Origin of the sequence: Streptomyces sp. (assembly GCF_031181555.1) — a bacterium.
In the GTDB taxonomy this organism is placed as follows: domain Bacteria; phylum Actinomycetota; class Actinomycetes; order Streptomycetales; family Streptomycetaceae; genus Streptomyces; species Streptomyces fimbriatus.
Genome location: NZ_JAPSKQ010000047.1, coordinates 20,266 through 32,991 on the forward strand (window position 1 = coordinate 20,266; position 12,726 = coordinate 32,991).

Annotated in this window: 13 protein-coding genes and 1 pseudogene; 9 read left to right on the plus strand and 5 right to left on the minus strand. The window is 71.1% G+C overall.

Annotated elements, in window-relative coordinates:
* Positions 1–555: 555 nt before the first annotated feature.
* Entirely contained in the window at positions 556–1,494 is a 939-nt protein-coding gene (locus RIM90_RS12685) for an alpha/beta hydrolase (protein ID WP_309060763.1), read from the minus strand.
* A 106-nt stretch (positions 1,495–1,600) separates the two neighbouring features.
* Between RIM90_RS12685 and RIM90_RS12690 the strand changes: the two genes are divergently transcribed.
* The 3 genes and pseudogenes from RIM90_RS12690 (at position 1,601) to RIM90_RS12700 (ending at position 3,296) form a co-directional block, all read left to right on the plus strand.
* The gene (locus RIM90_RS12690) at positions 1,601–2,236 is read left to right on the plus strand and encodes a TetR/AcrR family transcriptional regulator (RefSeq protein ID WP_309060764.1); all 636 of its coding nucleotides are present in this window, start codon (positions 1,601–1,603) and stop codon (positions 2,234–2,236) included.
* A 187-nt stretch (positions 2,237–2,423) separates the two neighbouring features.
* Positions 2,424–2,985, plus strand: a pseudogene (locus tag RIM90_RS12695) (site-specific integrase); the annotation flags it as partial.
* Between the two features lie 14 nt (positions 2,986–2,999).
* Positions 3,000–3,296, plus strand: a complete 297-nt coding sequence (locus RIM90_RS12700; protein WP_309060765.1) for a ribosomal protein L7/L12 — start codon at positions 3,000–3,002, stop codon at positions 3,294–3,296.
* 80 nt (positions 3,297–3,376) lie between these two features.
* On the opposite strand, the gene RIM90_RS12705 is transcribed toward RIM90_RS12700, so the two are convergent.
* On the minus strand, positions 3,377–4,138 hold the full coding sequence (locus RIM90_RS12705) for a phosphoglyceromutase (RefSeq protein ID WP_309060766.1): 762 nt from the start codon (positions 4,136–4,138) through the stop codon (positions 3,377–3,379).
* A 155-nt stretch (positions 4,139–4,293) separates the two neighbouring features.
* Between RIM90_RS12705 and RIM90_RS12710 the strand changes: the two genes are divergently transcribed.
* Positions 4,294–5,664 carry an MFS transporter gene (locus RIM90_RS12710; protein ID WP_309060767.1) on the plus strand — a complete coding sequence of 457 codons (1,371 nt, stop codon included), beginning with the start codon at positions 4,294–4,296 and terminating at the stop codon, positions 5,662–5,664.
* Positions 5,665–5,721: 57 nt separating this feature from the next.
* Here the strand turns inward: RIM90_RS12710 and RIM90_RS12715 are convergent, their stop codons facing one another.
* Both RIM90_RS12715 and phoU read right to left on the minus strand, forming a co-directional pair.
* The gene (locus tag RIM90_RS12715) at positions 5,722–5,877 is read right to left on the minus strand and encodes a hypothetical protein (RefSeq protein ID WP_309060768.1); all 156 of its coding nucleotides are present in this window, start codon (positions 5,875–5,877) and stop codon (positions 5,722–5,724) included.
* A gap of 133 nt (positions 5,878–6,010) precedes the next feature.
* Positions 6,011–6,712 (minus strand): phosphate signaling complex protein PhoU, encoded by a 702-nt coding sequence (gene phoU, locus RIM90_RS12720; RefSeq protein ID WP_309060781.1) that lies wholly within the window; start codon positions 6,710–6,712, stop codon positions 6,011–6,013.
* Between the two features lie 301 nt (positions 6,713–7,013).
* Between phoU and RIM90_RS12725 the strand changes: the two genes are divergently transcribed.
* Complete coding sequence (locus RIM90_RS12725; RefSeq protein WP_309060769.1) at positions 7,014–8,303, plus strand: ATP-binding protein; 1,290 nt, start codon at positions 7,014–7,016, stop codon at positions 8,301–8,303.
* Positions 8,300–8,980, plus strand: a complete 681-nt coding sequence (locus RIM90_RS12730) for a response regulator transcription factor (RefSeq protein ID WP_030829297.1) — start codon at positions 8,300–8,302, stop codon at positions 8,978–8,980. Before RIM90_RS12725 ends, RIM90_RS12730 begins: the two co-directional genes overlap by 4 nt.
* Before the next feature lie 243 nt (positions 8,981–9,223).
* On the opposite strand, the gene RIM90_RS12735 is transcribed toward RIM90_RS12730, so the two are convergent.
* Positions 9,224–9,928: a DUF461 domain-containing protein gene (locus RIM90_RS12735; RefSeq protein WP_309060770.1), complete on the minus strand. Its 705-nt coding sequence runs from the start codon at positions 9,926–9,928 to the stop codon at positions 9,224–9,226.
* 649 nt (positions 9,929–10,577) lie between these two features.
* Between RIM90_RS12735 and RIM90_RS12740 the strand changes: the two genes are divergently transcribed.
* The 3 genes from RIM90_RS12740 to ispF all read left to right on the plus strand — a co-directional run bounded on the left by RIM90_RS12740 (position 10,578) and on the right by ispF (position 12,676).
* A complete protein-coding gene (locus RIM90_RS12740) occupies positions 10,578–11,060 on the plus strand; it encodes a CarD family transcriptional regulator (protein WP_003953493.1) in 483 nt (160 codons plus the stop codon).
* A 355-nt stretch (positions 11,061–11,415) separates the two neighbouring features.
* On the plus strand, positions 11,416–12,192 hold the full coding sequence (gene ispD, locus RIM90_RS12745; RefSeq protein ID WP_309060771.1) for a 2-C-methyl-D-erythritol 4-phosphate cytidylyltransferase: 777 nt from the start codon (positions 11,416–11,418) through the stop codon (positions 12,190–12,192).
* Entirely contained in the window at positions 12,182–12,676 is a 495-nt protein-coding gene (gene ispF / locus RIM90_RS12750; protein ID WP_309060772.1) for a 2-C-methyl-D-erythritol 2,4-cyclodiphosphate synthase, read from the plus strand. The genes ispD and ispF overlap by 11 nt, the downstream gene beginning before the upstream one ends.
* The last annotated feature ends 50 nt before the right edge of the window (positions 12,677–12,726 follow it).

Below are 12,726 nucleotides of genomic sequence, written 5' to 3' on the forward strand. Positions count from 1 at the left end.
CGGTACAGGTCATCCCGTAGCGCTACGAAACCGGATTCGGACAGGTGCGCCGTAGCTAGCGGGACAACTTCTCGCTGAGGAGCTGTCCATGTCTACCTGGCTCTGGGTCGGTCCCGTGGTGGGGATCCTCGTCCGCTCTCTCCTGGTGACGTTCATCGCCGTGCTTGCCGTCCTCTTGTCCGACGAGAAGCGCGCTCAGCGAGCCGAACGAGTCCTGCACGTTCTCTTGCGGCGGCGACGCATCCAGCAGGTGCTCGTCCTCAAATTGCGGCATCGTGGAGCCCGGTGCTCAGTGTTGTTCCTGAACCTCCTTCTGGCTGGTCGGGGTCCGTTTCGGCTCTCCGGGCGTGAGGGACTGCCGCTCGGTGAACAGTTGCCGTGGCCGGTTGCCGAACGGCTCATCGGTCGGGATGGCCACGAGCTGTCGCAGACGAAGCAGCCGGTCCGAGCAGCCCCGGACCGGCCGCTCCATAGCGAGGGTCGGCACAGTGGTGGTCGCTGTCCTGCTTGCGTGCGCAAGAGGATCGGCGACTGGCGAGGCCGTGCAAGGCCAAGTCAGTTGAAGACTGCGGCCACGGCGTCCGAGAGCTGGTTCAGTACGTCCCGCGAGAGCTGCACCGAGCCGGTGAACGAGAGGAAGCCGTGAATGGCTCCCTCGACCGGGAGGTGCTGGACCGGCACGCCGGAGTCGGCCAGCTTGCGGGCATAGCGGTCGCCCTGGTCGCGCAGGGGGTCGTTCTCGGCGGTGACGATGACGGCGGGGGCAAGTCCGGCCAGGTCGTCGGAGCGCGCCGGCGAGACCCGCGGGTCGGCGCCCTGGTCCGGGGTGCTGAGGTAGGCGCCCCAGAACCACTCGAGGTAGGAACGGGAGAGGACCGGGCCCGTCATGTTCTCGTACATCGAGGGGCTGTCGTCGAACCGGTCGACCGCCGGGTAGGCGAGCACCTGGAGCGTGATGCGAGGTCCCCCGCGGCGCAGGGATTCCTGTGCGAGAACCGCAGCAAGGTTGCCGCCGGCGCTCTCGCCGAACACGGCGATGCGCTCTCCGTCGCCCCCGAAGCCCGGGGCGTTGTCCGCGACCCAGGTCAGCGCGGCGTAGGCGTCGTCGACCGCGGCCGGGAAGCGGTGCTCGGGTGCCAGCCGGTAGTCGACGGAGACCACGACCGTGCCGGAGCGGCTGGTCACGATGCGGGCCATGTTGTCCTGGGTGTCCAGGTCGCCGAAAACCCACCCGCCGCCGTGGAAGAAGAGCGTCACGGGCAGCGGCCCGGCATCCGGCTCGGTGAGGGGCCGGTAGATACGGACGGGTATGTCGCGGCCTTCGGCAGCGGCCGTGGTGTCCCGGACGTCGGCGACCGGTACGGGAGCGCCGGCCAGGGCGCCGAAGGCGCGCCCGAACGCGCGGTTCTCCGCCACCGTCAGGGTCTCGGGGGCTGGTCCGCCTTGTGCGGCCACTTTCTTGAGCAGGGTCTCGATCTGGGTGTCGAGGGACATGCGCTCACCTGTCTGAAGAGGCGGCCATCCGGTATGGAATGACCTTTCCAGGATCATCGGTGGAGCATAATTGGAATGTCAATTCCAACTTGGGTAGCGTAGGCATATGAGCGCACCAGCGAAGGCCGAAGAGTCGAAGGGGCAGCGGCTCACCAAGGGCGGCCGCAAGACCCGCGAACGCATCATCGAGACCGCTGCGGAACTGATGTTCCACCACGGCGTGAGAGGCACGAGCATCCCGGACATCCAGGCGGCCGCCGGGGTCAGCGCGTCGCAGATCTACCACTACTTCGGCGACAAGCAGGGCTTGGTCCTGGCGGTCATCGACCATCAGACGGACACCCAGCTCGCCCGGCAGCGTCCGCTGCTGGACAGCCTGGACAGCATCGAGGCCCTGCGCGAGTGGTGCGACAGGGCAGGGAACCGGCAGGACGCAAGAGGATGCGAAGGCGGCTGCGAGATCGGCTCGCTCGCCAGCGAACTCGCCGACAGCGATCAGTCGGCGCGGACCAGCCTCGCTTCTGCCTTCGACCGGTGGGAAGGCCCCATCAGGTCAGGACTCGCACGCATGCAGGCACGCGGCGAGCTGAGCGAGCGCGCCGATACCGCCGCGCTCGCCACCGCCCTGCTGGCCGCCATCCAGGGCGGCATGCTGCTGTCCCAGGTCCGCCGGTCGAGCACCGCCTACCGGCAGGCCGTGTCAGCGGTGATCGACCACATCGAGAGCTACCTCGTCCGGTAGCGGCTCGGGTGCGTCAGCTCACCACTGACACCCTTTGACCTGCTGGTGAGGAGTTCAGAACCAGGCACTTAGAAGATGCGGGCGAGCCTTGACGGGACGACCTGATCGGCCTACGCCGGCACCGTGCCGGGCCGTTGAGTGTCGCTGTCGTCCACCATCGTTGCCGTCAGCGCTGCCGTCGACGGCGCCGTGTGACCACCGCACCAGCGACGGCCCCGACAAGCGCATCGTGCCCTGGACGCCTGAGCGGGTCTTCGCCGTTCGGACCGCCATGCCCGAGCGCTGCCAAGCCATGGTCGACCCGGGCGGCGGCTGCGGGCTCCGTCAGGGCGAGATCCTGGGCGTAGCCGTCGACGCGATCGACTTCGACTCGGACACGCTCCACGTGGTCCAGCAACTGAGGCTGAGCCGCAGCAAGGCCGTGTTCGCGCCGCCGAAGGGCGGCAAGCTGCGGGACGCGCCGCTGCCCGGCCCCGTCGCCGACACACTCCGGGCGCACATGAAGCGGTTTTCGCCGGTCGAGATCGCCTTGCCGTGGAAGGTGGCCGACGGACTTCCGGTGACCAAGCGGCTCATCTTCACCGCTCCTGGACGCGGGGGAGAACATCAAGGCCCTCGCGGAGTACCTGGGCCATTCCGACCCCGGCCTGACTCTGCGGGTGTACGCCCACCCCATGCCGAGCAGCCGCCGGCGCACCCGAAAAGCCGTGGCTGCCCTCTTCGGGGGCGCATACGCTCCCGTTCGCTGAGGCAGGAGGGCGAGATGCCCGACGAGGAGTCCACCGAGTACTGCACGCTGCTCTGCGACGACCCGTCCCACGAGGTGGTGCTCATCGACTGCGGGCCTCGCGAGACGGATGTGATCCGAGCGGTGCGGAAGGTGACCGGGCTGAGCTTGTGGCACAGCCGGGTCCTAACGCGCCAAGCGCCCGTCACCCTCCTTGGGGGTCTGTCCGCGTACGGGGCCCAGTCCGCTGTCGCCGTGCTCCAGAGCGCCGGCGCCAGAGCGGAGTGGCGGCAGGAGCCGGAGCCCGGAGAGCGCACGGCCCCATCACCCTGACGGCCCGGAGACGGCCCGGAGGCAGCGAATAGCCCCCTCCCGGCGGAGAAACCGCAGGTAGGGGGCTTGTCCGTGGGTGCTTACTTCTTCTTGCCCTGGTTCTTGACCGCCTCGATCGCGGCCGCGGCCGCCTCCGGGTCGAGGTACTTGCCGCCCGGGGTGACCGGCTTGAAGTCGGTGTCGAGCTCGTAGACCAGCGGGATGCCCGTCGGGATGTTCAGGCCCGCGATGTCCGCGTCCGAGATGCCGTCCAGGTGCTTGACCAGGGCGCGCAGGCTGTTGCCGTGGGCGGCGACCAGGACGACGCGGCCGGTCAGGAGGTCGGGGACGATGCTGTCGAACCAGTAGGGCAGCATCCGGACGACGACGTCCTTCAGGCACTCCGTCTGCGGGCGCAGCTCCGGCGGGAGGGTCGCGTAGCGCGGGTCGGAGAACTGGGAGTACTCGGCGTCGTTGTCGAGCGGGGGCGGCGGGGTGTCGTAGGAGCGGCGCCACAGCATGAACTGCTCCTCGCCGAACTCCGCGAGGGTCTGCGCCTTGTCCTTGCCCTGGAGGGCGCCGTAGTGACGCTCGTTCAGGCGCCAGCTGCGGTTCACCGGGATCCACAGGCGGTCGGCGGCCTCCAGCGCGAGCTGCGCGGTGCGGATCGCGCGCTTCTGGAGGGACGTGTGGAGCACGTCGGGCAGCAGGCCGGCTTCCTTGAGCAGCTCGCCGCCGCGCGTCGCCTCCTTCTCGCCCTTCGGGGTGAGGTTGACGTCCACCCAGCCGGTGAACAGGTTCTTCTCGTTCCACTCGCTCTCGCCGTGGCGGAGGAGGATCAGCTTGTACGGTGCGTCGGCCATGCGCCCGAGCGTAATCGAAGGCCCGTACCCGTCGCGCGGTGCGCCCATCGGTCGGACGGTTGACGGGATCTGTTAATCGAGTGGTCCGCCGGGACCATCCCTTCGTAAGGTGTGCTTGCCGTTTCAGCCGCTTACATCCGGGGGGTCCTGGTTCCATGTCATCCGTCGCCCGTGCAAGACGCGCGGTCCGGGAGACCGTCTCCGGGCTGCCCCCGGCGTTCTGGTGGCTGTGGACCAGCACCCTGGTCAACCGGCTCGGCGCCTTCGTCGCCACCTTCATGGCGCTGTACCTGACCCTCGACCGCGGTTACTCCGCCACGTACGCCGGTCTCGTCGCCGCCCTGCACGGCCTCGGCGGGGTGATCTCGTCCCTGGGCGCGGGGGTGATGACCGACCGGCTCGGGCGGCGGCCCACGCTGCTGGTCGCGCAGGCGTCGACGGCGGTGTCCGTCGCGCTGCTCGGGTTCGTGCACGACCCCGTCGCCATCGCCGTCGTCGCCTTCCTCGTCGGCATGGCCTCCAACGCCTCCCGGCCCGCCGTCCAGGCGATGATGGCCGACATCGTGCGGCCCGAGGACCGCATCCGCGCCTTCTCCCTCAACTACTGGGCCATCAACCTGGGTTTCGCCGTCTCCTCCATGGCCGCCGGGTTCATCGCCGAGCACAGCTACCTCGCCGGGTTCCTCATCGAGGCCGTGATGACCATGGCCTGTGCCGTCGTCGTCTTCGTGAAGCTCCCCGAGTCGAAGCCCGTGCAAAGCGCCGGGGCGGCGCGGGAGGAGTCCGTGGGGCTGGGGACCGTGCTGCGCGACGGGCGGTTCATGAGCGTGGTCGGGCTGTCCTTCCTCGTCGCGCTGATCTTCCAGCAGGGCTCGGTCGGTCTGCCCGTCGCGATGGGCGCGGCGGGGTTCACCCCGGCCGACTACGGCATGGCCGTCGCGGTCAACGGCGTGCTCATCGTCGCGCTGCAGATCCCGGTCACCCGGTTCATCGAGCACCGCGATCCCGGGCGGCTGCTGGTGATCTCCTCGCTGCTCGCGGGGTACGGCTTCGGCCTCACCGCCTTCGCCGGGTCGGTCGGCGTCTTCGCCCTCACCGTCTGCGTGTGGACCCTCGCCGAGATCGTCAACGCGCCCACCCAGACCGGTCTCGTGGTCCGGCTCTCCCCGGTGCACGGGCGCGGGCGCTACCAGGGGATGTACACCATGTCCTGGGCCGTCGCCGCGCTCGTCGCCCCGCTGATGTCGGGCGTCGTGATCGACCGGTTCGGGGCCGAGTGGCTGTGGGGGCTGTGCGCCGTCGTCGGCACGGTGGCCGGAGTCGGCTACGCGGCGCTGATGCGACGGCTGCCGGCCGAGACGACCGAGACGGTCGAGACGGTCGAGACGGTCGAGGTGACCGAAACGGCCGGGACGAGCGGGGCGAGCGGGACGACCGGGACCGAAGCAGCCCCGACCGGGAAGGCGCCGGCCGCGGACCGGACGGTCGGCGCGCTCGGAGGAAAGCCGGAGGCCGGCGCCTCCTGAGAAGCGCCGGCCTCCGGGCCGTACGGAGCAGTCGTACCGCGCCGTGTGCGTACGGCGTCAGCCGCACTGGCAGGGGTTGCCCGACTGGCACCCGCAGCCGCAGCCGGAGCCGCAGCCGCACGCGGCGATCAGGGGCAGGTTCCTGATCCGGGCGGGCTGCTCGGTCTCGCGTTCCTGCGTGGGGTCGGGCGATGTGCCGGGGGATTCGGCCATGGGTCCCTCCTCGAGACTGGTGCCTGTGCCCATTGGATGCCCGCCCCGCCGGGCGCATCAACGGCGCACTGGGGCTCGCGAGCGCCCGCGGCCCGGTCCGGCTTGCCCCGGCCGGTCCCCCTCGCGCACCGCGTCAGGCCCCCTCGGCCCCCGGCACCGGCTGGATCTCCGTCTGCAGGTCCGCCTGGATCTCGTCCGCGTGCTCGCCGGTGACCAGGTAGACGACCCGCTTGGCGACCGAGACCGCGTGGTCGGCGAAGCGCTCGTAGTAGCGGCCCAGCAGGGTCACGTCGACGGCCGTCTCGATGCCGTGCTTCCAGCGCTCGTCGATCAGGTGCTGGAAGAGCGTGCGGTGGAGGAGGTCCATCGCGTCGTCGTCCTGCTCCAGCTGGAGCGCCAGGTCGACGTCCTTGGTGATGATCACCTCGGCGGCCTTCGCCATCAGGCGCTGCGCGAGCTGGCCCATCTCCAGGATGGTGGCGTGCAGGTCCTGCGGGACCGCGCGCGCCGGGTAGCGCAGCCGGGCGAGCTTCGCCACGTGCTGCGCGAGGTCGCCGGAGCGCTCCAGGTCGGCCGACATGCGCAGCGAGGTGACGACGATGCGCAGGTCGGTGGCGACCGGCTGCTGGCGCGCCAGCAGGGCTATGGCCCGGGCCTCCAGGTCGTGCTGGAGCTCGTCGACCTTCTGGTCGGCCTCGATCACGCTCTCCGCCAGCTTCAGGTCGGCGTCGAGGATGGCCGTCGTGGCGCGCCCGATCGCCGACCCGACCAGCCGGGCCATCTCCACCAGACCGTCGCCGATCGAATCCAGTTCCTCGTGGTACGCGTCCCGCATCAGGGTTCCTCTCATGCGTCTGTTCGGGGGCTCAGGGGCCGGGGCTCCTGCTCCTACGGGGGTCAGGGACCCGGGTTCCCGCGGGGTCCGGGGCCGGGTGCCCCGCCGTACGGCCGGCGGTCGCACACCCCGCGCGACCGTTGGTGCGAACCCCACGCTCCCACGTTCCGTCCCTTACGCGTCCGGTTCCGTCACCCCAAATGAACCATCCCTGGCTCCAAGGTGAACTCTGGGCGACGAGTGTTCGAGCTCGCCCTCCGACGGCTGTGGGCAGTGCCCGGGCCATGCCTAACCTGGATGCATGGACGTGAACGCGGCGGTCGCCGCAGTGGCAGCGATCGCCGGGGTGCTCACCGGCGTCATCGCCATGCTCGCGGTCCGCTTCAGCGAGCGCGAACAGCGGCGTCCCACCCGCACCTCCCTGCACACCGACCCGGTGCTTCCGCCGGGCGTGGACACCGTCCTGTCCGTACTGCGCTCCTCCGCCGTCGTCCTGGACGAGGCCGACGGCGTGGTCAAGGCCAGCTCCGCCGCGTACGCGCTCGGACTGGTCCGCGGCGGCAAGCTCGCCGTGGAGCCCATGCTGCAGATGGCCCGCGACACCCGGCGCGACGGCGAGATACGCCAGGTCGAGCTGGACCTGGCCCGCCGGGGGACCGGACGCGGCGAGGCCCTCGCGGTCTCCGCGCGGGTGGCGCCGCTCGGCTCCCGGCTCGTGCTGCTGCTCGTCGAGGACCTCACCGAGGCCCGTCGCATCGAGGCGGTGCGGCGCGACTTCGTCGCCAACGTCAGTCATGAGCTCAAGACCCCGGTGGGCGCCCTCTCCCTGCTGTCCGAGGCGGTCATGGACGCCTCGGACGACCCCGAGGCGGTGGAGCGCTTCGCCGGGCGCATGCAGATCGAGGCCACCCGGCTCACCAACCTGGTGCAGGAGCTCATCGACCTCTCCCGGGTGCAGAACGACGATCCCCTCGAGGACGCCGAGCCCGTCCGCGTGGACGAACTGGTCGCCGAGGCCATCGACCGGTGCCGGCACGCGGCCGGCACCAAGGAGATCACCATGGCCGCCGGCGGCACGGCGGACCTGCACGTGTGGGGTCACCGCGGCCAGCTCGCCGCCGCGCTCGGCAACCTCGTCGAGAACGCCGTCAACTACTCGCCCGCCCGCACCCGCGTCGGCATCGCGGCCCGCAGGGTCGCCCAGCCCGGCGGTGACATGATCGAGATAGCGGTGACCGACCAGGGCATCGGCATCTCCGACAAGGACAAGGAGCGCATCTTCGAGCGCTTCTACCGGGTCGACCCCGCCCGCTCCCGTGCCACCGGCGGTACGGGCCTGGGCCTCGCGATCGTGAAGCACGTGGCCGCCTCGCACGGCGGAGAGGTCACGGTGTGGAGCGCCGAGGGCCAGGGATCCACCTTCACCCTGCGGCTGCCGGAGGCCGGCGCGGCCCGCGACCGCGCCCATCAGATGTCCCACCGGGACGAGTCCGGCCTCGACAGCGAGACCGGGCGGTCCCACCCCTCATCCCCCCACTCTTCCGATTCATCCGCGTACGAAACGCTTCCCTCCCCGGAGGTCCTTCCGTGACCCGAGTGCTCGTCGTCGAGGACGAGGAGTCCTTCTCCGACGCCCTGTCGTACATGCTCCGCAAGGAGGGCTTCGAGGTCGCCGTCGCGACCACCGGGCCCGACGGACTCGACGAGTTCGAGCGCAACGGCGCCGACCTCGTCCTCCTCGACCTGATGCTGCCCGGACTGCCGGGCACCGAGGTGTGCCGGCAGCTGCGCGGCCGCTCGAACGTCCCCGTCATCATGGTGACCGCCAAGGACAGCGAGATCGACAAGGTGGTCGGCCTGGAGATAGGGGCCGACGACTACGTCACCAAGCCGTTCTCCTCGCGCGAGCTGGTCGCCCGTATCCGCGCGGTGCTGCGCCGCCGCGGCGAGCCCGAGGAGGTCGCCCCGGCGGCCCTGGAGGCCGGTCCGGTCCGCATGGACGTCGACCGGCACGTGGTCACCGTCGGCGGCACCAAGGTCGACCTGCCGCTGAAGGAGTTCGACCTGCTGGAGATGCTGCTGCGCAACGCCGGGCGGGTGCTGACCCGGATGCAGCTCATCGACCGCGTATGGGGCGCCGACTACGTCGGGGACACCAAGACCCTCGACGTCCACGTCAAGCGGCTGCGCGCCAAGATCGAGCCGGACCCGGGCGCGCCGCGCTACCTGGTGACGGTGCGGGGGCTCGGCTACAAGTTCGAGCCGTAGAGACGGGCCTGGTGGTGAGTCGGCGGACGGAGTCCGGCGCAGCGCTCCGAAGCCCGCGCAGCGGTGCGAGGGGTGCGTCGGGGACGGTGCCCGGGCCGGACCCGGGCGCGCCGCGCCGTCCGGTGGCGGTGCGGGGGCCCGGCTGCGAGTTCGAGCCGTAGAGAGCGCCCGCGTCCCCGGCACGCCGAAGGGCGGGACCCCTCGCAGGGGTCCCGCCCTTCGGCGTGTGCGTCGTACGACCGGTCAGTGGCCGGCCTGCTCGCTCGCGGAGGCCGCGTCGGACGAGGTGCCCGACGGGGCGTCCGTGGCGCCGTCCGCCGGAGCCTCGGACTCCGTGGACTCGGCGGCCGCGTCGGACTCGGTGCCGCCCGGCGTCTCGGCGGCCTCGTCGGAGGACTCCGCCGACGGCTCGGCCGAGGCACCCGGCGCGGCCGGGGCCTCGGCCGGGCCCCAGCTGCTGAAGAAGTGCTCGGCGGGGAAGACGAGCGCGCGCAGGCTCACGTCACCGGTCTCGCTGAAGGTGAAGGTGACCTTCTGCGCGTTGCCGTCCTGGACGGCCTCACGGCTGCTGGGCAGGACGGCGGAGGCGTTGCCCTCGCCGCCGAGGATGAGCGAACCGCCGGCCGGGACGGTCAGGCTGCCGCCCTCGGCGGGGGTGAGCTCGATGCTCTTGCCGGTGCCGGGGAGGGTGATCGACTCCAGGGTCTGGTCGGTGCGGCCCTCGTTGAACAGCGTGGCGGTGACCACGGCCGGGCCGGTCGACTCGCGGTCGGGCTGGGTGACGATCGCGGCGTTCTGGACCTTGATGTCACCGACGGTGGTGGACGCGTTGTCCGGCTGGATCTGCAAGGTCTGGGCGTTGTTGCCGGCCCCACACGCGGAGAGCGAGGCGATCGAGAACGCGATGGCGGCGGCGGCGAGGGCGCCGCGTCGAAGGCTGCTGCTCACGGCGGCGGCAACTCCTTGACTCGAGCGTTGGCGGCCGGTAAAGCCGCCTTAAGTGTCTGTCAGCGGCCTTAGGTTACCGAGCCGTTCCGGCGCGGCCGCACCCGACCCTCCCCGAGGCGCATCCCGTTCCCCGGGAAGGCGGCTGCCTCCGGGGGCGCGACCCGCCACAAGTGACTCACGGGTCACTTTCGTCCCGGCATCCTCGGCCATTCACATAAGAGGGCCGGGAGTGGCACGCCGGCGCCTTCGCCATAGCCGTCCCCGCGAGCCGCGCATTTTCCGTGAAGGAATGCGCGGACGACCTGGGAATTGATCACGGCGCCGCTCATCCCCGCACCGCGTGATCAATTTCGGATTCGGCCGGAACCCGGCTCCGGGCACCGAACGGAGTAGCGGAACTCGAGCGCTTGGAACCGGACATATGGGGATGTTCGGCCGCTCGTGCGCGCCTCCGGATGCGTGTGACGTGCGCGTTTCACTCGCCCCGGAGAGCCGCTCCCACCTGCGAATACCTGCTTCCGCTCAGCGTCCGCAGCACGTCCCCGTCGCTGTTGTCAAGCCCCGAGAATGGCCCTGACCTGCGAAAACGCCATTCAGAAGACGCCGTATCCGTGTTACCCTGGATAGCCACGGAAGGGGTACCTGTCACATGACGTTCAAGGTTGGCGACACCGTGGTCTATCCCCATCACGGGGCCGCGCTGATCGAGGCTATCGAAACTCGCCAGATCAAAGGCGTGGACAAGACCTACTTGGTGCTGAAGGTCGCCCAGGGTGACCTGACGGTACGTGTGCCAGCGGACAATGCGGAGTTCGTCGGCGTGCGTGATGTGGTCGGTCAGGACGGGCTGGACCGGGTCTTCGAGGTGCTGCGCGCGCCGTACGCCGAGGAGCCCACGAACTGGTCCCGTCGTTACAAGGCAAACCTGGAGAAGCTCGCCTCGGGCGATGTCATCAAGGTCGCGGAAGTCGTGCGTGACCTGTGGCGTCGCGAGCGCGAGCGCGGACTCTCCGCCGGTGAGAAGCGCATGCTCGCCAAGGCGCGCCAGATTCTGGTCAGCGAGCTCGCCCTCGCGGAGAACACCAACGAGGACAAGGCCGAGGCCCTGCTCGACGAGGTTCTCGCCTCCTGAGACCGAGGCGGAGCTTCGCTCGCTCAGCACTGCTCAGCGCATCGAAATGCCGCGGTGCCCGATGACGTCCTGGATGTCGCCGGGCGCTGCGGCATGTTCGCACCCGGACTCCGTGCGACACCGACTCGCCGACTCCGCGCGACACCGTGCCCGCGCTGCGCTTGCGCCGCGCCGGGGAATGTGTCATCACTCACGTCCCCGCCCCTGGCGTGCCGGGCCCCGGGCGGCCGACCCGACCAAAGTCACGGAAGGGGCTGGTCAAGGCGTCGCGCCCGGCACTGCCCCCGCTTCGGGAGCAGGGGTTACGCCCAGGCCATACCCACGTAGGCCGAGCACACAAACCTGACAGGAACCGATGTCTGACGATCCGCTCCCCCCGTCCTCGCAGGCCCCCGCACCCGGCCGTACGACCGCCCGCACGGCGGCCGTGATCCCGGCCGCCGGCCGCGGCGTACGCCTCGGACCGGGCGCCCCCAAGGCCCTCCGGGCGCTCGGCGGCACGCCCATGCTCATCCACGCGATCCGCGCGATGGCCGACTCCCGCGCCGTCTCCCTGGTCGTCGTCGTGGCCCCGCCCGACGGCGCCGCCGAGGTCAGGACGCTGCTCGACGCGCACGCCCTGCCCGACCGCACCGACTTCCTCGTCGTCCCCGGCGGCGAGAGCCGGCAGGAGTCCGTGAAGCTCGGTCTGGACGCGCTGCCGCCCGGCTACGACATCGTCCTGGTGCACGACGCGGCCCGCCCGCTCGTCCCCGTGGACACCGTCGACGCGGTCATCGAGGCCGTCCGGGACGGCGCCGTCGCCGTCGTCCCCGCGCTGCCGCTCGCCGACACCGTCAAGCAGGTCGAGCCCGCCGCCGCGCCGGGCGAGCCGGAGCCCGTGGTCGCCACCCCGGACCGGTCCCTGCTGCGCGCGGTGCAGACCCCGCAGGGCTTCGACCGGACCACCCTGGTGCGCGCGCACGGGACGGTGACCGACAACGTCACCGACGACGCGAGCATGGTCGAGCAGCTCGGCCTCCCCGTCGTCACCGTGCCCGGCCACGAGGAGGCCTTCAAGGTCACCCGCCCCCTCGACCTGATCCTCGCGGAGGCGGTCCTGGCCCGCAGGAGGCTCAACGATGGCTTCTGAGGCGTACCCGCTGCCCCAGGTCGGCATCGGCACCGACATCCACGCCTTCGAGGAGGGCCGGGAGCTGTGGTGCGCCGGCCTGAAGTGGGAGGGGGAGGGCACGGGCCTGGCCGGGCACTCCGACGCGGACGTCGTCGCGCACGCCGCCTGCAACGCGCTGTTCTCCGCCGCCGGGCTGGGCGACCTGGGACAGCACTTCGGCACCGGACGGCCCGAGTGGTCCGGGGCGTCCGGCGTGGCGCTGCTGACCGAGGCCGCGCGGATCGTGCGGGAGGCCGGGTTCCGGATCGGCAACGTCGCGGTGCAGGTCGTCGGGGACCGGCCGAAGGTCGGCAGGCGCCGGGAGGAGGCCCAGAAGGTCCTGTCGGAGGCCGCCGGGGCGCCGGTCTCGGTGTCGGGGGCCACGACGGACGGGCTCGGTTTCCCCGGCCGGGGCGAGGGACTCATGGCGGTGGCGACGGCGCTGGTCGTGCGCGCGGGCTGAGCGGCCCGCGCTTCGCCCGGAGGGGCGCGGGATCACCGCACCGTGCGCCC

What these genes read in the sequence shown, in the direction of transcription:
- RIM90_RS12740 (WP_003953493.1), top strand. Translation starts at nt 10,578, where the DNA reads ATGACGTTCAAGGTTGGCGACACCGTGGTCTATCCCCATCACGGGGCC.
- ispD (WP_309060771.1), top strand. Translation starts at nt 11,416, where the DNA reads ATGTCTGACGATCCGCTCCCCCCGTCCTCGCAGGCCCCCGCACCCGGC.
- RIM90_RS12700 (WP_309060765.1), top strand. Translation starts at nt 3,000, where the DNA reads ATGCCCGACGAGGAGTCCACCGAGTACTGCACGCTGCTCTGCGACGAC.
- RIM90_RS12685 (WP_309060763.1), bottom strand. Translation starts at nt 1,494, where the DNA reads ATGTCCCTCGACACCCAGATCGAGACCCTGCTCAAGAAAGTGGCCGCA.
- phoU (WP_309060781.1), bottom strand. Translation starts at nt 6,712, where the DNA reads ATGCGGGACGCGTACCACGAGGAACTGGATTCGATCGGCGACGGTCTG.
- RIM90_RS12690 (WP_309060764.1), top strand. Translation starts at nt 1,601, where the DNA reads ATGAGCGCACCAGCGAAGGCCGAAGAGTCGAAGGGGCAGCGGCTCACC.
- RIM90_RS12705 (WP_309060766.1), bottom strand. Translation starts at nt 4,138, where the DNA reads ATGGCCGACGCACCGTACAAGCTGATCCTCCTCCGCCACGGCGAGAGC.
- RIM90_RS12710 (WP_309060767.1), top strand. Translation starts at nt 4,294, where the DNA reads ATGTCATCCGTCGCCCGTGCAAGACGCGCGGTCCGGGAGACCGTCTCC.
- ispF (WP_309060772.1), top strand. Translation starts at nt 12,182, where the DNA reads ATGGCTTCTGAGGCGTACCCGCTGCCCCAGGTCGGCATCGGCACCGAC.
- RIM90_RS12715 (WP_309060768.1), bottom strand. Translation starts at nt 5,877, where the DNA reads ATGGCCGAATCCCCCGGCACATCGCCCGACCCCACGCAGGAACGCGAG.
- RIM90_RS12725 (WP_309060769.1), top strand. Translation starts at nt 7,014, where the DNA reads ATGGACGTGAACGCGGCGGTCGCCGCAGTGGCAGCGATCGCCGGGGTG.